General features: G+C 45.1%; 25 protein-coding genes and 1 other annotated feature. Of the genes, 20 read left to right on the top strand and 5 right to left on the bottom strand.

Features of this window, described 5'->3' with window-relative positions; all coding sequences use genetic code 11:
* Positions 1–420 precede the first annotated feature (420 nt).
* A complete protein-coding gene (locus tag ACYJZR_RS05800) occupies positions 421–2,784 on the top strand; it encodes a DNA polymerase II (RefSeq protein WP_406965875.1) in 2,364 nt (787 codons plus the stop codon).
* Here ACYJZR_RS05800 and ACYJZR_RS05795 read toward each other — a convergent pair.
* Positions 2,781–3,548: a nucleotidyltransferase domain-containing protein gene (locus ACYJZR_RS05795; protein WP_005465078.1), complete on the bottom strand. Its 768-nt coding sequence runs from the start codon at positions 3,546–3,548 to the stop codon at positions 2,781–2,783. The genes ACYJZR_RS05800 and ACYJZR_RS05795 overlap by 4 nt on opposite strands.
* A 186-nt stretch (positions 3,549–3,734) precedes the next feature.
* Between ACYJZR_RS05795 and efpL the strand changes: the two genes are divergently transcribed.
* Both efpL and ACYJZR_RS05785 read left to right on the top strand, forming a co-directional pair.
* A complete protein-coding gene (efpL, locus tag ACYJZR_RS05790) occupies positions 3,735–4,301 on the top strand; it encodes an elongation factor P-like protein EfpL (protein ID WP_005465079.1) in 567 nt (188 codons plus the stop codon).
* A gap of 2 nt (positions 4,302–4,303) precedes the next feature.
* Positions 4,304–4,624 carry an HI1450 family dsDNA-mimic protein gene (locus ACYJZR_RS05785; protein WP_005465080.1) on the top strand — a complete coding sequence of 107 codons (321 nt, stop codon included), beginning with the start codon at positions 4,304–4,306 and terminating at the stop codon, positions 4,622–4,624.
* Between the two features lie 150 nt (positions 4,625–4,774).
* Here the strand turns inward: ACYJZR_RS05785 and rluB are convergent, their stop codons facing one another.
* Complete coding sequence (rluB, locus tag ACYJZR_RS05780; protein ID WP_005465081.1) at positions 4,775–5,713, bottom strand: 23S rRNA pseudouridine(2605) synthase RluB; 939 nt, start codon at positions 5,711–5,713, stop codon at positions 4,775–4,777.
* 344 nt (positions 5,714–6,057) lie between these two features.
* On the opposite strand from rluB, the gene ACYJZR_RS05775 reads away from it, so the two are divergent.
* Entirely contained in the window at positions 6,058–6,768 is a 711-nt protein-coding gene (locus ACYJZR_RS05775; RefSeq protein WP_218755844.1) for a calcium-binding protein, read from the top strand.
* A gap of 89 nt (positions 6,769–6,857) precedes the next feature.
* On the opposite strand, the gene ACYJZR_RS05770 is transcribed toward ACYJZR_RS05775, so the two are convergent.
* Positions 6,858–7,478, bottom strand: coding sequence for an L-threonylcarbamoyladenylate synthase (locus tag ACYJZR_RS05770; protein ID WP_017448415.1), 621 nt, complete (start codon positions 7,476–7,478; stop codon positions 6,858–6,860).
* Between the two features lie 109 nt (positions 7,479–7,587).
* Entirely contained in the window at positions 7,588–8,445 is an 858-nt protein-coding gene (rnm, locus tag ACYJZR_RS05765; RefSeq protein WP_005465084.1) for an RNase RNM, read from the bottom strand.
* A gap of 95 nt (positions 8,446–8,540) precedes the next feature.
* Between rnm and ACYJZR_RS05760 the strand changes: the two genes are divergently transcribed.
* From ACYJZR_RS05760 to ACYJZR_RS05725, 8 genes are all read left to right on the top strand, one after another.
* The gene (locus ACYJZR_RS05760) at positions 8,541–8,666 is read left to right on the top strand and encodes a trp operon leader peptide (protein ID WP_005465085.1); all 126 of its coding nucleotides are present in this window, start codon (positions 8,541–8,543) and stop codon (positions 8,664–8,666) included.
* Positions 8,613–8,716 (top strand) — a sequence feature (Trp leader region). Its footprint overlaps the gene before it by 54 nt.
* 125 nt (positions 8,717–8,841) lie before the next feature.
* A complete protein-coding gene (locus ACYJZR_RS05755; protein WP_406965881.1) occupies positions 8,842–10,419 on the top strand; it encodes an anthranilate synthase component 1 in 1,578 nt (525 codons plus the stop codon).
* Between the two features lie 5 nt (positions 10,420–10,424).
* Complete coding sequence (locus tag ACYJZR_RS05750; RefSeq protein ID WP_406965883.1) at positions 10,425–11,015, top strand: aminodeoxychorismate/anthranilate synthase component II; 591 nt, start codon at positions 10,425–10,427, stop codon at positions 11,013–11,015.
* A gap of 19 nt (positions 11,016–11,034) precedes the next feature.
* Positions 11,035–12,033: an anthranilate phosphoribosyltransferase gene (trpD, locus tag ACYJZR_RS05745; RefSeq protein WP_140318966.1), complete on the top strand. Its 999-nt coding sequence runs from the start codon at positions 11,035–11,037 to the stop codon at positions 12,031–12,033.
* A gap of 13 nt (positions 12,034–12,046) precedes the next feature.
* Complete coding sequence (trpCF, locus tag ACYJZR_RS05740) at positions 12,047–13,486, top strand: bifunctional indole-3-glycerol-phosphate synthase TrpC/phosphoribosylanthranilate isomerase TrpF (RefSeq protein ID WP_406965886.1); 1,440 nt, start codon at positions 12,047–12,049, stop codon at positions 13,484–13,486.
* A 40-nt stretch (positions 13,487–13,526) separates the two neighbouring features.
* Positions 13,527–14,717 carry a tryptophan synthase subunit beta gene (gene trpB, locus ACYJZR_RS05735; protein ID WP_005465096.1) on the top strand — a complete coding sequence of 397 codons (1,191 nt, stop codon included), beginning with the start codon at positions 13,527–13,529 and terminating at the stop codon, positions 14,715–14,717.
* The gene (trpA, locus tag ACYJZR_RS05730; protein WP_025500806.1) at positions 14,717–15,523 is read left to right on the top strand and encodes a tryptophan synthase subunit alpha; all 807 of its coding nucleotides are present in this window, start codon (positions 14,717–14,719) and stop codon (positions 15,521–15,523) included. Before trpB ends, trpA begins: the two co-directional genes overlap by 1 nt.
* 172 nt (positions 15,524–15,695) lie before the next feature.
* Entirely contained in the window at positions 15,696–16,388 is a 693-nt protein-coding gene (locus tag ACYJZR_RS05725) for a Crp/Fnr family transcriptional regulator (protein ID WP_406965889.1), read from the top strand.
* A gap of 118 nt (positions 16,389–16,506) precedes the next feature.
* Here the strand turns inward: ACYJZR_RS05725 and ACYJZR_RS05720 are convergent, their stop codons facing one another.
* Positions 16,507–18,048, bottom strand: a complete 1,542-nt coding sequence (locus ACYJZR_RS05720) for a long-chain-fatty-acid--CoA ligase (protein ID WP_406965891.1) — start codon at positions 18,046–18,048, stop codon at positions 16,507–16,509.
* Between the two features lie 541 nt (positions 18,049–18,589).
* Between ACYJZR_RS05720 and ACYJZR_RS05715 the strand changes: the two genes are divergently transcribed.
* From ACYJZR_RS05715 to ACYJZR_RS05680, 8 genes are all read left to right on the top strand, one after another.
* Entirely contained in the window at positions 18,590–19,849 is a 1,260-nt protein-coding gene (locus tag ACYJZR_RS05715; protein ID WP_021484952.1) for a dicarboxylate/amino acid:cation symporter, read from the top strand.
* A gap of 155 nt (positions 19,850–20,004) precedes the next feature.
* Entirely contained in the window at positions 20,005–21,186 is a 1,182-nt protein-coding gene (opaM, locus tag ACYJZR_RS05710; RefSeq protein ID WP_140285306.1) for an acyl-homoserine-lactone synthase OpaM, read from the top strand.
* On the top strand, positions 21,179–23,731 hold the full coding sequence (gene luxN / locus ACYJZR_RS05705) for a quorum-sensing autoinducer 1 sensor kinase/phosphatase LuxN (RefSeq protein WP_406965893.1): 2,553 nt from the start codon (positions 21,179–21,181) through the stop codon (positions 23,729–23,731). The genes opaM and luxN overlap by 8 nt, the downstream gene beginning before the upstream one ends.
* 95 nt (positions 23,732–23,826) lie before the next feature.
* Positions 23,827–24,069: a hypothetical protein gene (locus ACYJZR_RS05700; protein WP_005481662.1), complete on the top strand. Its 243-nt coding sequence runs from the start codon at positions 23,827–23,829 to the stop codon at positions 24,067–24,069.
* 221 nt (positions 24,070–24,290) lie between these two features.
* On the top strand, positions 24,291–24,854 hold the full coding sequence (locus ACYJZR_RS05695; RefSeq protein ID WP_005481614.1) for a septation protein A: 564 nt from the start codon (positions 24,291–24,293) through the stop codon (positions 24,852–24,854).
* A 157-nt stretch (positions 24,855–25,011) separates the two neighbouring features.
* Positions 25,012–25,407, top strand: coding sequence for an acyl-CoA thioester hydrolase YciA (gene yciA / locus ACYJZR_RS05690; RefSeq protein ID WP_005459205.1), 396 nt, complete (start codon positions 25,012–25,014; stop codon positions 25,405–25,407).
* Positions 25,408–25,522: 115 nt separating this feature from the next.
* Positions 25,523–25,819 carry a YciI family protein gene (locus tag ACYJZR_RS05685; protein ID WP_005481648.1) on the top strand — a complete coding sequence of 99 codons (297 nt, stop codon included), beginning with the start codon at positions 25,523–25,525 and terminating at the stop codon, positions 25,817–25,819.
* A gap of 3 nt (positions 25,820–25,822) precedes the next feature.
* Complete coding sequence (locus ACYJZR_RS05680; RefSeq protein WP_005459209.1) at positions 25,823–26,215, top strand: GspS/AspS pilotin family protein; 393 nt, start codon at positions 25,823–25,825, stop codon at positions 26,213–26,215.
* Position 26,216 lies beyond the last annotated feature (1 nt).

Below are 26,216 nucleotides of genomic sequence, written 5' to 3'. Positions count from 1 at the left end.
ACTAACGTATTTGGCAAAAAATTGCTTTCTATGAATATGTGCTGAAACGCAAACTTTAGCAAGAACTTATTCATAAACCACTCTATTATTTCAGAGCGTGATGTGCAGAGCCGAAATCTAGGAAAAACTAATTAACAACATTACCCCCAACAAATCAAGTATCTATATCCATATAACCTCGATATATGAGAATCACTTAACTTGCAAACGAGAAAACAACTAGCAGATCTGGTGGTTTAATATACAGAAATCGTTAACTAGAAATCCTTTTTTAAGCCATTTGTAATTGCTAAAAACCTCCGATTAAACAAGCCAGAAGTAACTATGCAGAAGTATCTAATTCCATTTTCTATTACTGGTTATTTTTACAGTCCATAATGTTAGAATGGCGACTTGAAAAATTTATAAGGTTTCTCTCTTTTGAACATCCAACAAGGTTTCCTACTTACTCGCCAAGCACGAGACATCAAAGGCCAAACTCAGATAGAGTTGTGGCTTGCGACAGAAGCAGGCCCGACTCAACTATTGATCAATGGTGAGAAACCCGTGTTCTTCATCGCTCAAGAGTACATTGAGCAAACCCAAAACCTGGCGCTATCGAAAAGTATTCAAGTTGAAATTCGAACTCTTGAACTGAAAACGTTCGAGCATACCCCTCTCGCAGCTTGCTATACGAAAGTAACCAAAGAAGCACTCGTATTACAAGGTCTGCTCTCACAGCAAGATATCGTGACTTACGAAGGCGATATACGACTCGCTGACCGCTATCTAATGGAGCGCTTTATTAAAGGGAGTGTGGAGTTTACAGGTCATCAGCAATCGCGAAATGGCTTTCATCGTATCCAGAATGCAAAATGTCGAAGTGGTGACTATGAGCCTAAGTTGCATGTCGTTTCGCTAGACTTGGAGTGTTCAGAAAAAGGCATTCTTTACTCCATCGGTTTGGATAGCCCTCATGACTCTCGAGTCATTATGATTGGAGAACCAGAACCGGCTGAAACAAATGTTCAATGGGTTCAAAATGAAAAAGCACTACTCGAAGCATTGATTGCTTGGTTTAAGTCGTTCGATCCTGATGTTATTGTTGGTTGGAATGTTATCGACTTCGATTTTCGTCTCCTTCATAAACGTGCGGAATGGCACAACATGAAGTTGATGTTGGGTCGCGCCGATCAGCCAAGCTTCTTTCGTAGCTCATCCCAAAGCCAACAGGGGTTTATCTCAATTCCCGGACGTGTAGTACTCGATGGCATCGATACACTAAAAACCGCGACTTATCACTTTCGGTCTTGGTCATTAGAATCGGTTTCACAAGAACTACTCGGTGAAGGCAAAGAGATCCATAACGTGCATGACCGTATGGACGAAATCAATCGCATGTATCGCTCCGATAAGCCTTCACTTGCCAAATACAACCTTCAAGATTGCGTGCTAGTAAACAAAATCTTCGAACACACTCATCTCCTCGCGTTTGCTATTGAACGGTCGAGGTTGACGGGAGTTGAGTTGGATCGCGTCGGAGGCTCAGTCGCGGCGTTCACCAATCTTTATTTGCCACAAATTCATCGAGCAGGTTACGTCGCACCCAATTTGCACCCTGAAAACTGGATTGCGAGTCCCGGCGGTTACGTAATGGACTCAATCCCTAACCTTTATGACTCAGTTTTAGTGCTGGATTTTAAGAGTCTATATCCCTCTATTATTCGCTCTTTCTTGATCGACCCTATGGGTTTGGTCGAGGGTTTATTACTGGACATTGGTAAGGATGACGATCAAGCCGTACCTGGTTTTCGTGGTGGTCAGTTTCATCGTTCGAAACACTTTTTGCCAGAGATGATCGAAAAGCTTTGGGCGGCACGAGATGTTGCGAAGAAAAACAACGAGAAAGCTTTTTCTCAAGCAATCAAAATCATCATGAACTCGTTTTATGGCGTATTGGGCTCATCGGGATGTCGTTTCTTTGATACTCGATTAGCTTCCAGCATCACCATGCGTGGGCATGAAATCATGAAGCAAACTAAAGTGCTGATTGAAAACAAAGGCTATCAAGTGATTTATGGAGATACAGACTCAACATTTGTCTCTTTGAATGGTTCATACAGCCAAGCGGAAGCGGATGAAGTCGGCAATCACTTGGTTGAATACATAAACTCTTGGTGGCAAGAGCATCTTCGCGCTGAGTACAACCTCACTTCAATGCTTGAAATTGAATATGAAACTCACTACCGCAAGTTTCTGATGCCAACTATTCGTGGCGCGGAAACGGGCTCGAAAAAACGTTATGCGGGTTTAATTGGTGAAGGAGAACAAGAGCGCATTGTATTCAAAGGGCTAGAAAGTGCGCGTACCGACTGGACGCCATTAGCGCAAAAATTCCAAAACACTCTCTATCGAATGGTATTTCACGGCGAAGACCCGAGTGACTATGTGCGTGAAGTAGTAGAAAAAACCAATAATGGGGAGTTTGATGACCAATTGGTTTATCAAAAGCGACTACGCCGAAAGCTGCATGAGTACCAAAAAAACATTCCACCTCAAGTGCGTGCAGCACGTTTAGCCGACGACATTAATGCCAAGCTTGGCCGACCTTTACAGTATCAAAATCGTGGGCGCATAGAGTATTTGATTACCCTAAATGGCCCTGAGCCTCATGAGTACCGTAACAGTCCTATCGACTACCAGCACTACATCGACAAACAGCTAAAGCCTGTTGCAGATGCGATTCTGCCATTTATCGGCACAGACTTTGAAACCCTCTCAGCACCACAGATGGGACTGTTCTAACCAATACGAAACTCAGTCTTTTGGTACTGCTTCACGAGCCAGCCACCAAAAGCATCAATTAGGCCAATGACCGAACGCTTGGGAATTGGCCTTCCAGATAACAATATGCAGAGGCGGTCAATCTCCAGTTTTTTCTCGGGATGATATTGCAAAAACACTTCACCACATTCTATTGGATCATCAAACCAGCGCTTATCGCGATACATCACCAAAGAGTAAGAAGCTCTTAATAACTTTTTAGCGATGACTACCTGCGCACGAACTTGCTCCTCAAGGCTTGTCGCCTGAACAATCTTAGCTCGATACACCGCTAGCCATTCTTCAACATCCATATTCCAGTGCTTGGCAATTTCCCAACTCGGCACATAATCGCCAAAACAATCAGCCAAGTCATCGCCATGCACACAAACACAGCAGTGCTTGAGCATAAAGCCCCAAGTAAAAATGCTATCAAGATTGGCAACTTCGCTAACAAGTGCCGTTCTTATCGCCACTCCCTTGACTTGCGGGTGATTTTGCTGAGCTCGCCACTTTATAGTATTGAGCAACGTCGCTCGGTTGTTCTCAAACGTCGACTTTGTCACCACAACTAAATCTAGGTTAGACTTTCCTGCTACTGCCGTTTTTCGCGCAACACTTCCGTACACATAAACGCTGTGAAGATTTTGCCCTAGACCGCCTTTTAGGCACATCAACACTTCTTTGATTAAAGGAGCAAACTCTGGTTGAAAAGGTTGTTTAGGATCGATAACTGGAAGAGACATGGATTAAAAAGCGCGCTCAAAGTTTGTCAGTAAGATTCGCTTATGATCCCCTAGCCCCAATTCGGAATCAAGCCTAATCAAACGTTTAATCTTGATTCAACAATCACGATGAATTTTGGTGCCACACAACAAACTTAGCGCTATAATCAGCGAGTTTTGCTTAATAAGTATGAATAGGAATATACAATGCCAAAGGCAAGTGAAATCAAAAAAGGCTTCGCAATCGAGTCTAATGGTAAAACTCTTCTAGTTAAAGACATCGAAGTAACGACTCCTGGCGGTCGTGGCGGCGCTAAAATCTACAAAATGCGTTGTACAGATCTAACAACTGGCGCACGCGTAGACGAGCGTTACAAGTCTGATGACGTTGTAGAAACAGTTGAGATGAACAAACGAGCAGTTGTGTACTCATACGCTGACGGCGATGAGCATATCTTTATGGATAACGAAGACTACTCACAGTACACATTCAAACACAATGAAGTTGAAGACGACATGTTGTTCATCAACGAAGACACGCAAGGTATTCACATTATCCTTGTGGACGGTTCTGCTGTAGGTCTTGAACTGCCTTCTTCTGTTGAACTAGTCATCGAAGAAACTGACCCTTCAATCAAAGGCGCTTCAGCTTCTGCTCGTACTAAACCTGCGCGTTTTGCTTCAGGTCTAGTGGTTCAAGTTCCAGAATACATCGCAACTGGTGACCGTGTAGTTATCAACACTGCTGAACGTAAATACATGAGCCGAGCATAAGCATGTCTGATTTGATTTCTTACGACGACGTTATCGACGCAGCGTACGACATCTTCCTTGAAATGGCTCCAGACAATCTAGAGCCAGCTGATGTCATTCTGTTTACTGCTCAATTTGAAGATCGCGGTGCCGCAGAACTTGTTGAAACTGGTGAAGACTGGGTTGAACATGTGGGCTTTGAGGTCGACAAAGAAGTGTATGCAGAAGTTAGAATCGGCCTAGTAAACGAAGAAAATGACGTACTTGATGACGTATTCGCTCGTATGCTAATCAGCCGAGACCCAGAACATAAGTTCTGCCATATGCTTTGGAAGCGCGACTAACGCTCCTTCTCTTATTAATAAAAACACCAGCCTAGTGCTGGTGTTTTTTTATGTTCAAACATCACCGAAGATAGAAAAATGGCCTTTTTGCGTATAAGAAAAAGGCCTGCCAATTGGCAAGCCTTTCTGATTTTCGTTTTTCGCTCTCGATTAACGATGCTTGTTGCGTGCACCTTGTTCGCCAGCATTTTTCTTTGGCTTACGACGAGCAGGATTGTTGCTGCGACCTTTAGACGTGCTTACACGTTCTTCATGGCGCTTAACCGCGCGGCGGATTTTTTGGCTGCGAGCACGTTCACGCTTACGTGACGTATTATCCTTGCTCAAATCTAGCATGGTTTCTTTCTCTGGGCGAAGTTCTACAAGCTCACGCAGGTAGTTTACTTCTTTCAGATCCAGTTCCATCCAACCGCCACGAGGCAGTTTTTTGTCTAGGAAGATATCACCGTAACGAACACGTTTCAGACGGCTAACGGTACACTCTTGAGATTCCCATAGACGACGAACTTCGCGGTTACGACCTTCGTTGATCACTACGTAGAAAGTGTGGTTCATACCTTCACCACCTGCGTAGACAACGTCTTCAAAGCGAGCTAAACCGTCTTCCAGTTCAACCCCTTTTACTAGATTACGAACTTTTTGTTCGGTTACTTCACCAAACACACGCACTAGGTATTCACGCTCAACTTGGCGACTTGGGTGCATTAGACGGTTTGCTAATTCACCATCAGTAGTGAAAAGTAGCAGACCAGACGTGTTTGCATCCAAACGACCAACAGAGATCCAACGAGAGCCACGAATTTTTGGCAGACGGTCGAAAACCGTGCGACGGCCTTCTGGGTCATGACGAGTACACAGCTCACCCTCAGGCTTGTAGTACGCAAGTACACGACAGATCACTTCTTCTTGAACCTTTGCAGATACAATGTGACCATCGATACGAACTACACTGCTCTCATCTTCCAGTCTTTCACCAAGTTTAGCGACCACACCGTTCACGCTTACGCGTCCGGATTTAATTAACGATTCGATCTCACGACGAGAACCGTGTCCAGCACGTGCTAATACTTTTTGTAACTTTTCGCTCATTTATCTACCTATGTGTCGTCTTCACAGACGTCGAGACCAGAATTGGCCTTCATTGTGCAAGTTACCCATGTAGATGGGATTTTTTCGGTCGGTCATTATACGCGATTCTTGCATTTAATGTAAGTGAAATCCTGCCAATTCTCCGCCCACAATTTACCGTTCAATACAAACTCTCGGCCCAACTTTTGTCCTACTAAGTATGAGATATTCCCATGCAGAATCGAACTATTATGGGTCGTTCCTATCCTCTTTCAAACGGTCTCAGCTGATAAAATTGTCAGGGTTATAACAACAATAACCCATTTAGCTTGCTGGCTATGGTAATCAGATAAAAGGAATAAAAAATGTCTAAGACAAATCTTGACCTAAATTGGATTTTTGGCACATCCGGAGATGACGATTTAACAGGAACAAAAGGCTCTGAAACCACCGACATCTTTTTCGGATTTGGCGGTAACGATAAGTTTGTAGGCTACGGCGGCAATGATTATATTTTTGGCGGCTGGGGAGACGACACTCTGCTAGGCGGTCGTGGCAACGATTTTATTTCTGGCGGTTTTGGGAATGACTTCATCTCAGGTGGTCTAGGTAATGATTCATTGTTTGGTGGATGCGGTGATGATGTTATTTTCGACTATTCAGGCAACAACTTCATCAGTGGGGGCTGGGGTAACGATACGCTTGTGATCGGCGATGGCGAGTCAGTGTTGAGCGGGGGCTGTGGTGACGACACATTTGTCTTTACCAATCGTCTGGCGATTGGCGTTCCTGATCAACCGGTATCCTCCAATGACATTGAGATAGAAGCCGATGTTCTCGACTTTAATATCTTCCACGACAAACTGGTCTTTGATTTGGGTAAAGATACAGATGGTGATGGCATTCGCGATACTTTCCTAGATTCAGCGGATGACCTGACCCTTAGCTACAACGAATGTGGTTGGGCAGTATTCTCTAGCGAAGAATACAACGTAGAAGTCACGCTAAATGGCGTTAATTCAGCTTACATAAACTATGCTGAACACCACGGTATCGACATTTTCGAATTCGCATAAGCCATCTTTATTCGGCGTAAACACTGCTCAAGTATAAATAATGAAAAAGGAGGCTGATAGCCTCCTTTTGTTTATGTTGGTATTTCAACTTATTCGAATGGTGATGGATCGCCAGAACCAATTCGAACCACTTCTGGATCACCTTCGCTGAAGTCAATCACTGTAGTAGGTTGCTCACCTAAGTAACCACCATTCAGGATCACATCAACGGCATGTTCAAGTTTGTCGCGGATATCCTCCGGATCAGACTCTGTCACATCGCTACCAGGCAGAATCAATGACGTTGACATCAATGGCTCACCCAGTGCTTCGAGAAGATCCAATGCGATTTGGTTATTTGGCACACGAATACCGATAGTCTTACGTTTCGCATTCATCAAGCGACGAGGAACTTCCTTCGTACCTTTGAAGATGAACGTGTAAGGACCAGGAGTGTTGTTTTTCAGTAGTCGGAATGCTCCGTTGTCCACGCGCGCATACAGAGAAATTTCTGACAAATCGCGACACAACAACGTGAAGTTGTGCTTATCATCTAAGCGACGAATCTGACAAATGCGCTCTAGCGCTTGTTTGTTCTCCAATTGGCAACCAAGTGCATACCCTGAATCTGTCGGGTAAACCACGACACCGCCATTACGAATGATTGCTACTGCTTGATTGATCAAGCGAGCCTGTGGGTTTTCTGGATGAACGTAAAAAAACTGGCTCATTGTAATTCCTCATTATCGAGCCTCTCGGCTCTATATTTTTGTGGAGCTTGAATGCCGTCTTGTTGAGCATTATACCCAAGTCATTCTCGCTGAAACTAACGTCTTGACGTTACTTGGATACATCCAACGAAGGATCGATGCCCCAATCTTTCCAAACGGGTTCAACACCTGCAGGTAACCACAGGTTTCTGCCTAATTCCATCCAAGGAGATGGATAGTGAAAATCGCTGCCTTGAGAGGCTAATAGTTTGTATTGTATAGCATAATCAGCCAAGTTGCGTCTTTCTTGTTGTGCTTGCTGCGGTTGAGCAACTTCCATTGCATCTCCGTTAGCTTCAACAAACGCAGCTAGAAGACGCTTAATCCACTTTGCTGTCAACTGATATCTGCCCGGATGCGCCAATACCGCTTTACCACCAGCGGCATGGATAGCATCGACAGCCTCTTTCATTGAACACCAATTTGGCGGTACATAACCTGGGTTATTGCGAGTGAGATACTTTTTGAACACCATTTGCATGGTTTTCGCATAACCATTATCAACTAGCCACTTAGCAAAGTGAGCTCGGGTAATCGGCGCGTCACCAGCCAGTTGCTGAACTTCTTCTAACACCCCTTCACGAGTGGCCTTTTGCAGACGAGAAGCGATCAGCTCAGAACGAGCCACACGATGTTGCTTTTGTTGCTCAATCAATGCCGCTAATGCAGGATTTTCAGGATCAATATTCAAACCAACGATATGGATATCTTTATTCTGCCAAACGGTTGATATTTCAATACCGTTAATGATTTTTATCGGCAAGTCATTCTCTTCAACGTATTGTTTGGCACGCGCTAAACCGTCAACCGTGTCGTGATCTGTAATCGCCAAAACCTCGATATCAAAACCCAGTGCCCTATCCACTAAATCTTTCGGTTCTAATCGACCATCGGACGCCGTGGTGTGACTATGTAAATCAATTCTCATATTTTTGTCGTTTTAATGCTGTTTTGGGGTTGACTTTTTACTCTCGCACTAGTTAACTAGTACACAAATACAAAGCACGTAATTTAAGGCTCACTATGTTACAAGAATTTAACCAGAACCAAAAAGCGAAAGTTGCTGTTTGTCTTAATAAGACAAACTCAGCAGATCTTGCTTGGTGGCGCACTTGGACAAGTTCTTGGTGGGCTAACGTGTACTTCTAGTTTAGAAAAACAAACGTCATAAAGCCCGCTACTCAAGCGGGCTTTTTATTTTGTCGCCCAACTCACATTCAACTGCCTAAACATTAATCGGATATGACCAACTCTTGATTGGGAGAACGTTTGCTTTATGCGACTATGTACTGCAGGACGATTAAAACAGCTACAAGGAGGTCTTGTGAACAAGGCCATTGAAATTAAGAAACTTGGACAACTGGAAGTATTAAAAGCTTCTGTTCCTTACACTCAAGACCCAACCCGTCTGTTCCATACTATTTGTGAGAACAAAACGGATAGCTTGCTTTTAGAATCGGCTGAAATTGATTCTAAACAGAATCTCAAATCGCTGTTAATCGTCGATTCTGCGGTTCGCATCGTTTGTTATGGACATACCGTCAGCTTTCATGCTCTAACGGAGAACGGCAAAAACCTACTGACGCATTTGAATCAAAACGTACGTGGCGAAGTCGCAAGCCAATTTGACGGCGAAACACTGACTTTAGAATTCATCCAACCATGCGATACGATTGATGAAGATTCTCGTCTACGAGAAGCCTCTTCTTTTGATGCGCTTCGTTTGGTACAGCACAGTTTTGATCTTTCTTCGCAAGACAAACATGCCATTTTCCTTGGTGGCCTATTTGCGTATGACTTGGTGGCGAACTTCGAACCATTAGGAGACGCGGTAGCAACAAACCAGTGTCCGGATTACGTCTTCTATGTCGCGGAAACATTGATGGTTGTAGATCACCAAACAGAATCCTGCCAACTGCAAGCAACATTGTTCGTTGACGGCTCGCAAAAGGCAGCGCTAGAAAGTCGAATCGAAGATATCCGAGCTCAATGCACATCGCCAAAGCGTCTTCCAGACGCAACGCAAGTGGCCAATATCACAGCTCAACCAAGCGTTTCGGATCAAGATTTCTGTCAAATCGTCCGTGATCTAAAAGAATTCGTGGTAAAAGGCGATATTTTCCAAGTAGTTCCTTCTCGTCGATTCACATTGCCTTGCCCTTCTCCGCTAGCAGCTTACAAAGAGCTAAAGCAAAGCAACCCAAGCCCTTACATGTTCTACATGCAAGATGAGCTGTTCACTTTGTTTGGTGCGTCTCCAGAAAGTGCCTTGAAGTATGAAACCGACACCAACCAAATAGAAATCTACCCAATTGCGGGGACTCGCCGTCGCGGTAAACGTCCAAATGGCGAAATCGATTTTGATTTAGATAGCCGTATTGAACTTGAACTGCGTAGCGACAAAAAAGAGAACGCTGAACATATGATGTTGGTAGACCTAGCTCGTAATGATGTAGCGCGCATCTCACAAGCTGGTACTCGTCATGTTGCCGATCTCCTTAAAGTTGACCGTTACAGCCATGTTATGCACTTGGTGTCCCGCGTGGTTGGCCAGTTGCGCGATGACCTTGATGCTTTGCACGCTTACCAAGCTTGTATGAACATGGGCACGTTAACTGGAGCGCCAAAAATTCGTGCAATGCAACTGATTCGCGATGTCGAAGGTGCTCGTCGTGGCAGCTATGGCGGAGCGGTAGGCTATCTGACCGGAGAAGGCACGCTCGACACTTGTATCGTGATTCGCTCGGCTTACGTGGAAAACGGCATTGCTCAAGTACAAGCAGGTGCAGGCGTGGTATTCGATTCTGACCCTCAAGCGGAAGCCGATGAAACACGCGGAAAAGCTCAAGCGGTTATCTCTGCTATTCAAGCAGCGCATTCTCAACCTGCAAACAAGGAGTAGCAGACATGGCGAACATCGTATTCATCGATAACTTTGACTCGTTCACCTATAACCTTGTGGACCAATTCCGCTCATTAGGTCACTCAGTCAAAATTTATCGTAACCACATTCCGGCAGAAACCATCGAACAAGCAATAAACGAGCTCGAAAACCCCGTCGTTCTGTTATCACCGGGACCAGGTGCGCCATCAGAAGCAGGTTCGATGCCAGAGCTGATTCAACGAATGAAAGGCAAAATGCCAATGATTGGTATTTGTCTTGGTCACCAAGCGATTGTTGAAGCATATGGCGGCACTGTCGCTGGCGCTGGTGAAATCATCCACGGCAAAGTGTCGATGATGGAGCACCAAGACCACGCAATTTATCAAAATCTGCCCTCGCCACTTGCAATTGCGCGTTATCACTCTTTAGTGGCGACAAAGGTACCAGACAGCCTGACCATCACTGCCGAAGTCGACAATTTGGTCATGTCTGTTGTGCACGAACAAGATAAAGTTTGCGGATTTCAGTTCCACCCAGAGTCAATAATGACGACTTACGGCGCAACCTTGTTGGGCAACGCTATTGAATGGGCGCTTGAGAAAAATAACGCATAAGGAAATGGGGAGAGAAACTATGGAAGCAATCATCAACAAACTGTACGAACAGCAATCACTGACTCAAGAAGAAAGCCAACAGCTGTTCGACACTATTATTCGCGGCGAGCTTGATCCAATTTTAATGGCATCGGCATTAACAGCATTAAAGATCAAAGGCGAAACGCCTGATGAAATTGCCGGTGCAGCAAAAGCCCTACTGGCGAATGCGAACCCGTTCCCTCGTCCTGATTACGACTTTGCAGACATCGTAGGGACAGGGGGCGATGGTCACAATACTATCAATATCTCGACGACGGCCGCCTTTGTTGCAGCAGCATGTGGCCTAAAGGTCGCGAAACACGGCAACCGCAGCGTATCAAGTAAATCCGGCTCTTCTGACTTACTGGACTCGTTTGGCATCAACCTAGCAATGAGTGCTGAAGACACCCGCAAAGCGGTTGACGACATTGGCGTTGCCTTCTTGTTCGCGCCTCAATATCACGGAGGCGTTCGCCACGCGATGCCTGTGCGCCAAACCATGAAAACGCGCACCATTTTCAACATTCTTGGCCCGTTGATTAACCCTGCACGTCCAAACATCGAATTAATGGGCGTCTACAGTGAAGAACTGGTTCGTCCTATCGCAGAAACCATGCTACAAATGGGTATGAAGCGCGCCGCTGTCGTACATGGTAGCGGATTGGATGAAGTGGCCATTCACGGTACAACAACGGTTGCCGAAATCAGAGATGGCAAGATCATCGAATACACGCTATCGCCAGAAGATTTTGGTCTAGAGTCTCACCCGCTAGAAGCCATTAAAGGCGGTGACCCGGAAGAAAACAAAGCGATCATCACCAACATTCTGACGGGTAAAGGTACAGACGCACAACTAGGCGCAGTCGCGGTTAACGTCGCACTTCTAATGCGTTTATTCGGCCACGAAGATTTAAAAGCCAACACGCAGCAAGCGATCGAGGCTATGAACTCAGGCAAAGCTTACCAATTGGTACAGCAACTTGCCGCGCACGCTTAAGGAACAGATGAAGATGACTGACTTCAACACCCAGCAAGCAAACAACTTATCAGAGCACGTCTCAAAAAAAGAAGCAGAAATGGCGGAAGTGCTTGCCAAAATTGTTCGCGATAAATACCAATGGGTAGCAGAGCGAAAAGCATCACAGCATCTGAGCACTTTTCAATCGGATCTATTGCCGTCGGATCGCAGTTTTTATGATGCATTGAGTGGCGATAAAACCGTATTCATTACAGAATGCAAAAAGGCATCGCCATCAAAAGGCCTTATTCGCAACGACTTCGATTTGGACTACATCGCGTCGGTTTACAACAACTACGCAGACGCGATCTCGGTTCTGACCGATGAAAAATACTTCCAGGGTAGCTTCGATTTTCTACCTCAAGTTCGCCGACAAGTGAAACAACCAGTGTTGTGTAAGGACTTCATGGTCGATACCTACCAAGTTTACCTTGCTCGTCATTATGGCGCGGATGCGGTATTGCTCATGCTTTCGGTACTGAATGACGAAGAGTACAAAGCGTTAGAAGAAGCTGCGCACAGCCTAAATATGGGCATTTTAACGGAAGTCAGCAACGAAGAAGAGCTTCACCGCGCAGTTCAGCTTGGCGCTAAAGTTATCGGTATAAACAACCGCAACTTGCGCGACTTAACAACGGATTTAAACCGCACTAAAGCGCTTGCGCCAACCATTCGTAAGCTTGCACCAAACGCAACGGTTATTTCAGAGTCTGGCATTTACACTCATCAACAAGTTCGTGACTTAGCAGAATATGCAGACGGCTTTTTGATTGGCAGCTCGCTGATGGCGGAAGACAACTTAGAACTTGCGGTTCGTAGAGTAACGCTAGGTGAAAATAAGGTTTGCGGTCTGACTCACCCAGATGATGCGGCAAAAGCGTATCAAGCCGGCGCAGTATTTGGTGGTCTGATTTTCGTTGAGAAATCAAAACGAGCGGTCGATTTTGAAAGTGCTCGCCTAACCATGAGCGGCGCGCCACTTAATTATGTTGGCGTGTTCCAAAATCACGACGTTGATTATGTCGCCTCAATCGTAACGTCTTTGGGCTTAAAAGCCGTACAGTTACATGGACAAGAAGATCAAGAGTACGTAAACCAGCTCAAAACAGAACTACCCGTTGGCGTCGAGATTTGGAAAGCCTACGGCGTGGCGGATACAAAGCCATCCTTGCTAGCGGACAACATTGACCGTCACCTACTGGATGCTCAAGTTGGTACTCAAACTGGCGGCACAGGCCACGTGTTCGACTGGTCTTTGATCGGCGATCCAAGTCAAATCATGCTGGCAGGTGGACTGTCGCCTGAAAATGCACAGCAAGCAGCAAAATTAGGCTGCTTGGGATTAGATTTAAACTCTGGAGTAGAAAGCGCACCGGGGAAAAAAGATTCACAGAAGTTGCAAGCCGCATTTCGCGCTATTCGCAACTACTAAAGTTATTCGCAGTTATAAAAATACGAGAAGGATTATCAAAATGGCAAAACTGAATGCCTACTTTGGCGAATATGGCGGTCAATACGTTCCGCAAATTCTAGTTCCAGCACTTGAGCAACTAGAGCAAGCGTTTATTGACGCGCAAGAAGATCCAGAATTTCGCAGCGAGTTCATGACGCTCCTTCAAGAGTACGCTGGTCGCCCAACGGCACTGACTCTAACTCGTAACCTAACCAAAGGCACAAAAACAAAATTGTACCTAAAACGTGAAGATCTGCTTCACGGCGGCGCACACAAAACCAACCAAGTACTTGGTCAGGCGCTACTAGCGAAGCGCATGGGTAAACACGAAATCATCGCAGAAACAGGCGCAGGTCAACACGGTGTAGCAACTGCACTTGCGTGTGCACTACTTGGCCTCAAGTGTCGAGTTTACATGGGTGCAAAAGACGTTGAACGTCAAAGCCCGAACGTGTTCCGCATGAAACTGATGGGTGCAGAAGTGATTCCTGTCCATTCAGGCTCTGCAACACTTAAAGATGCTTGTAATGAAGCGCTGCGTGATTGGTCAGGCAGCTACGAAGACGCACACTACCTTCTCGGTACAGCAGCAGGCCCTCACCCATTCCCGACTATTGTGCGTGAGTTCCAACGCATGATTGGTGAAGAAACTAAAAACCAAATTCTGGCACGTGAAGGTCGCCTACCTGATGCTGTTATCGCCTGTGTGGGTGGCGGCTCAAACGCGATTGGTATGTTTGCAGATTTTATCGAAGAAGAAAGCGTTCGCCTGATTGGCGTGGAGCCAGCAGGTAAAGGTATCGATACAGATCAACACGGTGCGCCACTTAAGCATGGTAAAACAGGTATCTTCTTTGGTATGAAGGCACCATTAATGCAAGATGAGAATGGTCAGGTTGAAGAGTCTTACTCTGTTTCAGCCGGTCTAGACTTCCCTTCTGTTGGTCCACAGCACGCACACCTTAACGCTATCGGTCGCGCTGAATACGACAACGTAACGGATGATGAAGCATTAGAAGCATTCCAAGAACTAGCCCGCAGCGAAGGCATCATTCCTGCACTTGAATCTTCTCATGCTCTGGCACATGCACTGCGTATGGCTCGTGAGAATCCTGAAAAAGAGCAATTACTGGTTGTTAACCTATCTGGTCGTGGTGACAAAGACATCTTCACCGTACACGCCATCTTAGAAGAAAAAGGAGTAATCTAATGAGCCGTTATGAGAAGATGTTTGCACGCCTAAACGAGAAAAACCAAGGCGCATTTGTACCATTCGTGACGGTTTGTGATCCAAACGCCGAGCAATCGTACAAGATTATGGAAGCACTGGTTGAATCTGGCGCTGATGCGCTTGAACTTGGTATTCCGTTCTCAGACCCATTGGCGGACGGCCCAACAATTCAAGGTGCCAACATTCGAGCGTTAGATTCGGGTGCAACTCCGGATATCTGTTTTGAGCAAATCGGAAAAATTCGAGCAAAGTACCCAGACCTGCCAATTGGTCTATTGATGTACGCCAACCTCGTATACTCACGCGGTATTGAGAGCTTCTACGAGCGCTGTGCAAAAGCGGGCATCGATTCCGTTCTCATTGCAGACGTTCCGACTAACGAAAGCGCAGAGTTCGTAGCCGCGGCAGAGAAATTTGGAATCCACCCAATCTTTATCGCACCACCAACGGCAAGTGACGAGACGCTAAAACAAGTTTCTGAATTGGGCGGCGGCTACACTTACCTGCTTTCGCGCGCGGGTGTGACGGGTGCAGAAACCAAAGCTAACATGCCAGTTGACCACATGCTTGAAAAGCTAAACCAGTTTGATGCACCACCAGCGTTACTTGGTTTCGGCATTTCTGAACCAGCTCAAGTAAAACAAGCCATTGAAGCGGGTGCTGCAGGTGCAATTTCGGGTTCAGCAGTCGTAAAAATCATCGAAGCACACGTAGAGCAACCGCAAATCATGCTCGATAAGCTTGGTGAATTTGTCTCAGCAATGAAGGCGGCAACTCAAAAGTAACCGACACCACAAGCTAAACACTGCAAACGCTCATTGATTCTCGTTAATGGGCGTTTTTTTATCAACTTGATTGCAAACCTCGCAATGCTCTCACTTCCAACCGTCTTTTAAAGAAGCGAATCCATAAAGTGATAACATGCCATTGTTCAAACCTGTTTTGTAAGGTACTGACATGGAAGATATCAAATCGTTGTTGCTGCAATGCCCTGTTTTAGCCGGTTTGCCAGTGGAAGGAATAAACGAAGCAGTACAAATCGTTCGCGCACGACACTTCGACGAGAAAGCACTCATTTGCAGCAAAGGCGCGCAGCACTCTTCATTGATGGTGATAGCCAAAGGTTCTGTACGCGTTAACTCGATAAGTTCCAAAGGAAAAGAAGTCACCTTGATGATTTTCGAAGCCGGAGGATGGTTTGGCGACAATGTATTTTCACCCGGCATGCCACGCATTTTCGGAGCAACGGCTCATACCGACGTAACCCTATTAGAGCTACCTGGCGATAAATTTCGGCAGTTGTTAGCCAAATATCCACAAAGCTACCCTGTGATTCTGGATTTGCTCAGCCGCAGATTATGGTCAGCTATTTCCGTTATCGAAGACGACGCCATTCGCGGTATAGAAGAGAGGATCGGCAGACGGTTATTGCTTCTGGCAGAATATCAACATAACCGTCCTATAAGTGCCCAGTCTTGTTTAGTGAAAGTGACTCGTGAGCACATCGCCAACATGATGGGGCTAACACGACAAAGTGTTCATAAGGTACTAAAGAAATTGGAAAACTCGAACGTTCTTAGGCTGCAATACGGCAGTATTACCATATTGAATCCGCTGAAAATGGAAGCGTATCTCAAACAGTTGGAATAGTTATAGATGCAAACACGTCTTTGGTCTAACCGGCGTACTCAGCCAAAACGACCACCAGCCAATGCCATGTAGATCAAACAAAAAGCCAGCGAGAGCTTCGCTGGCTTTGACATCATACTTATGCGACTTCGAGTTCCGATTTTAGCTCTCTCTTTAAGATCTTGCCCGTAGCACTCATCGGTAACTGTTCACGAATTTCGACAAACCTTGGGTATTTGAAATTGGCTAACTGCTCTCGCCCCCATAATTGCAGCTCATCGGCTTCGACAAATTGATTCGGTTTTAATACCACGTAGGCTTTGATCTCTTCGCCATATTCTTGATGCGGAATACCTATCACGGCCACCATCGCTACCGCAGGATGCGTCATGAATACTTCTTCAATCTCACGAGGATACACATTGAAGCCTCCTCGAATGATCAGGTCTTTCATCCTGTCGACAATAAACAGATTACCCGACTCATCAAATCGCCCGACGTCACCGGTATGGAACCAACCACTTTGCAACACCGATTCCGTCACTTCTGGGCGATCTAGATAACCTTTCATGACGTTGTGCCCGCGCACAATAATTTCTCCTTCCTCACCGACAGGGAGAGCATGACCGTCAAGATCAACGACTTTCACCTCAACACCTTGAATCGGTTGCCCGACAGAGCCCGGTACTCGCTCCTGATCAAGGTGATTAAAACACGCTATCGGACTGGTTTCGGACAAGCCGTAACCTTCTAGAATTGGTACATTGAATCGTGCTTCAAAGGTCTTAAATACTTCTGTCGGTAGCGACGAGCCTCCACTAACGGCTACTCGTAGCGACGAAATATCGCAATTATGTTCAACATGCAGCAAACCAATGTACATCGTAGGCACACCGGCAAAGAGCGTCACTCGATGCTTTTCGATCAGCTCCAACACATGTTTCGGATCAAATCGAGGGACTAAAACCAAAGTTGCACCGCTTTGCACGCTAGCATTGAGATGCACGGTTTGACCGAATGTATGAAACAGTGGCAACGTTACTAGATGAACATCATCAGCCTGACTCGCCATGATGTTCTGAGCCACAAGCGCATTCATTACGATGTTTTGCTGCGTGAGCTCTGCTCCTTTGGGCAGTCCCGTTGTGCCTGATGTATACAAAATCACACAAGTGTCATCCGCATCGCGAGCAACGTAATCCGCCAAAGGTTCGATATCTTCTATAAAAGACGTCAGTGTCGGTAAACCTTGGTACTCTTTTTGCGTTTGATCTTGCGTCATTACGATCATCGTTTCACACGCACCCACCTCTTTAAACGCTTTCATGCCTTCTTTCGCCATTGGCAGTTCGGGCGTTCCTTCAAAACAGAAGTAAAACTTCGCTTTCGAATCTTCTAGGTGGTATTTGATTTCTCTAGATTTGAGCAACACGTTCAGCGGAACGGTAACGGCACCCGCCTTCTGAACCGCAAAATAAACGAAAGGAAAGAAAGGCAAATTCGGGCACGATAACGCCACTCGGTCTCCCGGTTTGACGCCCGCTTTAATCATCGAAGTCGCGATCTTACCTGCAATCGCGTCAAATTCTGCGTATGTGAATTTTTTATCACCACATATCAAAGCCGTTTTATTCGGTTTACTTGCAGCATTTCTCTGCAATGCAGCAGCAAGGTTCATCATAATGGCTTACCCTCTAAAACTTTGTCATTTTCATTGTTGTTCGTGAATTCCTTTAAGAGAGTCACGCATCATGGGCGACTAAGAGGCTTGGAAAAGCCACATCGCCTTTTGTTAACATTACATTTACAAGATTTAAAAACGCAAGAATGTAAAAAATTTAACATTCAGATGCCCGAACGAACCAAAATGTGAGCGTGTTAGCTAATTATTGTTATAAATATCAAACCAAAAAACCAAAGCCCTTCCTCAACTCCACCGTTGAACAAGTCATTAACATTAACTTAATTTCAACAAACGCAATCTATCACTCAAGAACACATCGAGACACAGAATCCATACATCAAGCAAATGGCAATCGTTTGCTATCGTGCAAAAAATTAGCACCCGTCAATGAAATATCGATTATTTCATCAATAAGCTTCTGCTGCATATTGCCAATTGTGAACGATACGTGTAAAAAGCAAGGCGAGATAATTATCCATAAAACAATTACAGGCTGGTGGGTAATTTTAGGATTTTACATTTTATTAGCACAGAGGTTATGGAAGTGTTAAAACAAAAGAGTTTGCTAAACAACATTGGCGTGCAAGTCGTCATTGCAATGATCGTGGGTACTGCCGTTGGTGCTCTAATGGGTCATGATGCGACTGTATTCGCGCCATTAGGTGCTATCTTTATCAACCTAATCAAGATGCTGGTAATCCCATTGGTTGCTGTCGCTTTGATTTCTGGTGCTGCTGGTCTTGGTAACAGCCAGTCTGCGGGTAAAGTTGGCTTGGTAACATTGGGGTACTTCGGTTTAACTTCGGCTCTAGCAGTTGCATTGGCTCTGTTTATGGGTGAAGTATTCCAACCGGGCATGGGCATCGACGTTTCTGGCGTAGAAGGCATGTTCTCGGCAGAGTACGCTTCAAAAGGTGAACTACCTACTTTCTGGGCAACCATCACTGGTATGATCCCAACCAACGTTTTCCAATCACTGAATGAAGCGAACATCCTACAGATCCTAGTATTCTGTATGTTCTTTGGTATTGCGATTTCTAAGCAAGCGAAAGAGCGTCGTGAACCAATCATCAATGGCGTGAACTGCATTGTTGATGCAATGGTTTGGATGATCAATAAAGTGATGATCATTGCACCTATTGGTGTTTTTGGTCTGATGGCAGAAGCCGTAGGTACATTCGGTTTTGGCGCACTCATGGTTGTATTCAAACTGTTCGTTGTTTACGTTGCAGCAATCCTCGTGTTTGGCTTTATCGTATACCCTGCAATGGTGCATGTTTTCACTAAGACATCAGCGAAGAAATTCGTGTCTGCAATGAAAAAACCACAAGCAGTTGCACTATCAACAGCGTCGTCAATGGCGACACTGCCTGTCACTATGGATACGTGTGAAAAAGAACTTGGCGTGAAAAACTCAACTGCGTCATTCGTTCTACCTCTGGGCGCGACCATCAACATGTCTGGTAATGCGATTTACTACGGCTTGGTTGCTATCTTCTTTGCACAGCTGTTCAACATCGACCTAGGCATGGGCGCTTACATCGCGATCATCGTGACTTCAACACTAGGTGCGGTTGGTCAAGCTGGTGTTCCGGGCCCTTCTTTCCTAGTGGTAGCAGTACTACTAGCGGCGGGTATTCCAATTGAAGGTCTGCCTCTACTCTTCGCTCTTGACCGTATCTTCGACATGATTCGTACGGCTCTAAACATTACTGGTGATGCAGCATGTGCGGTCATTGTTGATGCTTTAGTAGAAGAAACTGCCGCTGACGCGGAGTTACAGAAGCAAGAAGCTTAGTTTCCTAACAAATACTTAAAAGCCGCTCAAAAGAGCGGCTTTTTTTTCGATTCTTTGCATTACGTAACCATACAAATAGAAACTAATAGCATAATTTTTCTGAAGTGATATAACGCCCGTACTAACTATAAAAAACGTCAGATCTAGGTTGTATCATGAGTCTTAAGCTGTCTTTGGTTTCGCTTTCCAATACAGATTTGCCTATTGAAACAAAACAACAGGCACTGATCGATATTGTTCTTCGCTTCCTAACACCACAAGAGAGAGCCTCTCTCTTTGAGTCCATCACTCATCAACGAGAAACGAACTTGCTGGCACGCTATCCTGAGTACCAGTCCAAAAGTCTTTCTGTCTTGTTTGAGTTAATGGATTATCGAGATTTGGTTCGACTGCATCCGAACAACCTACATGACGACGTCTATCTACTTGAATTAATTGCAGCAGAGTGCTTCCCTCATTGGTTAGACTTTTGGTGCGCTTGCGAAATCGAAGCCATCAAACAGAAATACTCGCTTGAAAACCGCGAGCCAGCGACTGAACTCTCCTTCGAAGACGCCTCTTACTCAGCAATGCTCATTGATGATATTTCAGAGTCTTCAATGCGCGTTCAACTGCCCAGCTACCCAGTGGCAATGACCTTGAGTGACGCAGTTGCGCTGAGTAATTTGGAGCTCTTCGTTCAAGGAGAAAAGTGGTATGAGATTTTGCCCTTGTTGTCACTTTCTCAGAAAGGTAAGCACTTTATTCTGCTCCAAACTCAGACAACTCCGGTGTTGGTCGCATCAGCGCTAATCCAAGACTGGAACCAACGTAACACTTGGCTAAGTTATGCGCCGCAGTTTAACAGTGAAAAATGGCGATTCTGTCTCCCCCTGCACGGCTATCAAGAGCTTAATCGTCTTGATATCTTGGCAAGTGACCTCGTTACAGACTATGGTTCTTTAACAGTGTTTGATCAGGCATTCCAAACACACATAAATAAAACAGAGATGGTATGCGAAGTGCTGCGTCTTACTGTGAGCGGCAGCGTTCAACACAAGCTCTACTTCTTATATCTTGCACAAAAAGAGCTGATGAATGTGCTGTTTCAGTCAGGCTACAAGGTTGGGTTCACCATTATAGAACAAGCGTTCATGTTAAATTTTTATCAATCTATTGATTCTAAAGCCTACTTTCATTCAGGATACTGCGACATTAACGGTGACGGTATTAATACGTACCGGGGCTTCTGGAATTTTGAATCGATGGTAGACACCTTTAAACGCACAGACTTTCGCGATTATAAACGCCGTATTCGAGTAATCAGACAAAATACGCAGGTGAATGAACATGCTTGATATAGGTCTTAGTGGCCTACTCTACCCGAAAGCCATCACACTGTTTGCTACAGTGGCCGTGGTACTCGTGTGGCTGCTGTACTACTGCTATCGCCTTAAACAAAAGAACGAAGTGATCTTAGGTTCGTACCACGCGCCTTATATCGCCTATTCGACATGCATTATTATTTGGATTAGCAGTAACGCCTACTTCCATACCGATTTGCTACCTCTGCTTGGGTCAGAGGGCGGCATTTTCATGTCGAAATTAGCCAACTTAGCTTCCTTCTTCGCATTTGCTTTTGCTTTCTACTTTTCTTGCCAGCTCGCCGCAGAGCAGAAAAAAGGCAAAGTAAAACTGTGGCAACAAGGCATTTTTGTTGCGCTGACGGTTTATTCTCTGGTCATCAATTTACGCCCGAACCTAACCGTTGAGAATGTGCTGATTGATGGCCCTAGCCAATTTGTGATTGAGTTTGGCCCTCACACTTCTTATTTCTTCATGGGATTGGTGACCTTTGTCGTTATGACACTCACCAACCTCATTAGCATGCGCGCAAACAGCAGTAAGCTCTCTATAGCGAAGAACAATTACATGATCGCAGGGATCTTAGTATTCATGCTGTCTACGGCTGTCATACACCTAGGCATGACCTACTTCCTTGGGGATTTCTCACTAACGTGGCTACCACCAGCGTTATCCATCAGTGAAATGCTGTTTGTTGGTTACGCGCTGCTTACATCGAGATTCTACAGCGCCAAATACCTTGCTTATCTGACGATCAGTGTGCTTTTTGTGTGCACCATTTTCGTCCTGCCACTAGGTGCGGTATTTATTCCAATGTCTGAAGACAATCAATGGCTCATCTCAATTCCGATTTGCGCCTTGATTGGCATCACCTGGCACTTGGTCTACAAACGCGTTAGCCGAATCGCATCGTTCTTTATCTACGGCAATCGACAAACACCAGTTCAGCAGATCTTAGCGTTAGAAGAAGAGTTTAAGCGCTCAATCGACGATGCCGTGCATCAGTTGAGCACATTACTCAACATACCCAATGACAAGCTTCAACTCGTAACCAGTAACTACACCGAAACCTTCTACGAAGATTATTTACACAGCAATGATTCGGTTTTGGTGCTCGACGAACTCTCTGAAAGGCTCGACGAAAAACCGTCTTCAAAAGGTTCAATCAAAGCTCTGTATGAACGCATGAGATCGAGTAACACGGCGCTTGTTATGCCACTGTTTGGCCGCGAAAAGTCGGTTTCACATTTGCTGATTTCTTCACACAAAAGCGATAACAAACTGTTTTCTAACGAAGAGATTTCAGCACTACAAACATTGTTGATCCGCGTACAAAATACGATTGAGTCTGATAGAAAGATTCGTCAAAGCCGCGCGTTAGCCAACTCGATCGCCCATGAGATGCGCAACCCATTGGCGCAAGTTCAGCTTCAATTTGAAGCGCTGAAACAGCACATTGATAGCAATGCATCCGATGACAAGATCATAAGCGATATAGAAAAAGGCCAAGCAGCAATTCAGCGTGGACGCCAACTCATCGACATCATCTTGCGCGAAGTCAGCGATACTTCAGCTGTACATGAGCCCCTTTCGCTTACTTCGATTCATAAAGCTGTAGATCTTGCGGTGAGTCGATACGGTTTTGAAAACGAACACATCATCGAAAGGGTGAAACTTCCGACTCAAAACGACTTTGTCGCCAAAATCAACGAGACGCTGTTCAACTTTGTCATTTTCAATTTGATTCGCAATGCGATTTACTATTTTGATTCCTATCCCGATAGTCAAATTGAAATCAGAACCCTCGTCGGCCCTTATGAAAACACGCTTGTTTTCCGCGATACAGGGCCTGGGATTGATGACAGCATCGTACACAAAATCTTTGATGACTTTTTCTCATTCCAGAAAAGCGGCGGTAGCGGGCTTGGCTTGGGTTACTGTCAGCGCGTGATGCGTTCTTTTGGTGGTCGAATTGAGTGTAAATCGGTAACTAATGAATTTACTGAGTTTTATCTGCATTTTCCGGTTGTGCCAAATGCACCGAAAGTAGAAACGCTTCGAACGCCAAACTTTTACAACTGGAATCAGAAAGTCAAAACCACACCAAGTCCAGAACCTGTCGTACAAATCAACAAAGATGCACCAACAGTGCTCATTGTCGATGATAAAGAGGTGCAACGTACTTTGGTTCAAATGTACCTAAATCGACTTGGCGTCAATAGTTTACAAGCCAATAACGGCGCAAATGCGGTGGAACTGTTTCAATCACATCAGGTCGATTTGGTGTTGATGGATGTTCAAATGCCGGTAATGAATGGGTTTGATGCCAGCGAAAAAATCAAGCAGTGCTCTCCAACTACACCAATCATCGCCCTGTCTGGCGAGTCTGGAGAGAAAGAGCTCGAGATGATCGCTAAATTGATGGATGGTCGTCTGGAAAAGCCAACCACACTCAACGCATTACGTGATGTACTGGTGCGATGGCTTCATTTCGATAAAATCAGCGTAACGAACAGTTATCAAATTGCGAATGAATAGTTGGCATTAAAACTGCTTAACTGAAGTACAAACCGAATTATCCAGAGCGTTGAGCTTGCTGTTATGCAGTCAGTAAGCTTGATAAGGAGATGGCTATGTTACTTCACCGACACACATATTACGGCTTGATTCATCACGGAATAAAAGCACTATTGTTAGACAGAATCGGACGCTACACCGAGGAAGAGTATCACCAATATTTGAGCCTAATGACAGGCAAATCAACTTGCTTCACCATGACGCATGAAGAGCTAGAAGCCACCGTCGATAACTTGTTGAGAGAAGGCTATTTGGAAGACGTAAAGTCTCTGATTTCTCAATACCAACGTGTGGCGTAGGAAAGAATCGTTTAGCTCTCGAGCCATGAGTCAAGCCTACAGAAGCTCACCAAGCTATCTGTAATAACGAGCAAGATTTCGCCTTTTTAGGTGCCTTAAACATATCAATACATTGCCGCTCATTGAGCGGCAATTTTTTATCCAAATCCCTTGAGCTATTCACATTACGCCAGATTCCGCTAGACTGTCAGCAACTCAACAACTCGGTAGTTTTTGGCAACATGAAGCAAATCCTTGATTTTATTCCTCTCATTATCTTCTTCGCTCTATACAAGATGTACGACATCTATGTAGCGACTGGAGCACTCATCGTTGCAACGGCAGTTCAACTTATCGTGACCTACGCGCTGTATAAGAAAGTAGAGAAGATGCAACTGATCACGTTTGTCATCGTCACGATATTCGGCAGCATGACCATTTTCTTCCATGACGACAACTTCATAAAATGGAAAGTCACTATCATTTACGTGGTGCTTGCCGTTGGCTTAACCGCCAGCCACTTAATGGGAAAATCGGTCGTCAAAGGCATGTTGGGTAAAGAGATCACGCTACCTGACGCGATTTGGGCGAAGATAAACTGGGCATGGGTAGGCTTCTTCTCATTTTTTGCAGGCCTAAACATTTACATCGCTTACGAGCTACCTCTGGATGTTTGGGTTAACTTCAAAGTATTTGGAATGCTGATCGCCACCTTCGCCTACATGATTGCTACTGGTGTCTACATTTACAAGCACATGCCAAAGGAAGAGAAAAATAACTCCTCCGATGTCTCGGTTGATGATTAAAAACTCAATTTTGCTATAATCCGCGCAAATGTATTATTCACAGCGACCTTCGGGTCGCTGTTTTGTTCAACGGACCAATAATTACTGCATTAGTATTCTTATTGGCACACCATATTTGCGCTTTTTTTGAGCGCCCTTGAAGATTTAGGATGTCACTATGAGCCAAGAATTTAACTCTCCGAAAGGCCAGCTTCTGCTTCGTACCCTTGCAATGCCCGCTGATACAAATGCAAACGGCGATATCTTTGGTGGTTGGATAATGTCTCAACTTGACTTGGCGGGTGCGATTCTGGCGAAAGAGATCTGTTCTGGTCGCGTCGTTACCGTTTCTGTTTCAAGCATTACATTTAAAAAACCAGTCAGCGTAGGTGACGTGGTTTGTTGTTACGGCGTGTGTAAGAAAATCGGCCGTACATCTATGAGCGTTGACCTAGAAGTTTGGGTGAAACCAGTGAAAGTCGACGGCATCGAAGATCGTTTCATGGTTTGTGAAGCAACCTTTAACTATGTAGCCATCGACAGTGAAGGCAAACCACGTCCAGTGCAAAGCTAAGTTGTCATAAAATCGAATTGCTAGGAAGAATCTCACATTTTCTATTGTTCACTTGTGAGAGGTTCAAAAAAGACGTTAAATTAACACTTTACCCCACCAATTAAGGAACTATGCTATGTGGTACGTCATCTTTTCTCAGGACGTCGAGAACTCATTGGAAAAACGTATGGGCGTTCGTCCTCAACATTTAGAACGCTTGCAACAGCTTCAAGATGAAGGTCGTTTACTTACCGCAGGTCCAATGCCAGCGATCGACTCTGATAACCCAGGAGAAGCCGGCTTTACTGGTTCGACAGTCATTGCTGAATTTTCCTCTTTGGAAGATGCCAAAACATGGGCTGACGCCGATCCTTATGTGGCGGCGGGCGTTTACGAAAACGTGATCGTAAAACCGTTCAAAAAAGTGTTTTAAGTTATGAAAAAATTACTGTGTCTCTTCCTCGCCTTTGGTGCATTGGCGGGTTGTTCATCAAGCAATGACAACCAACGCCAACTTGAATTAATGGCGTCTAACCGTGCCGGTGTCCTGTCTGCCGGACTGCCGTTGGAATACGGTCCGCTGCAAATCATGCGTGTTTCTTCTAACAAGAACGTGGTAGAAATGATGATGATTTACAACGACGATGCTTTAGGTGCGAAACCATTAAACCAAGTACTGAATACCAGTATTTATACATACTGCAATACGCCGTCGGTAAGAGAGCAAATTGATATGGGTTTGATGTACCGATTAAAAGTGCGTAACTCACGCGGTCAGCTAATTGCTGATGAATTGGTTTCAGAGCAAACCTGTAGCAAAATCAAATAGT

The sequence above is a fragment of the Vibrio sp. RC2502 genome (assembly GCF_054850435.1).
This window is presented reverse-complemented; position numbering and strand designations above follow the sequence as displayed.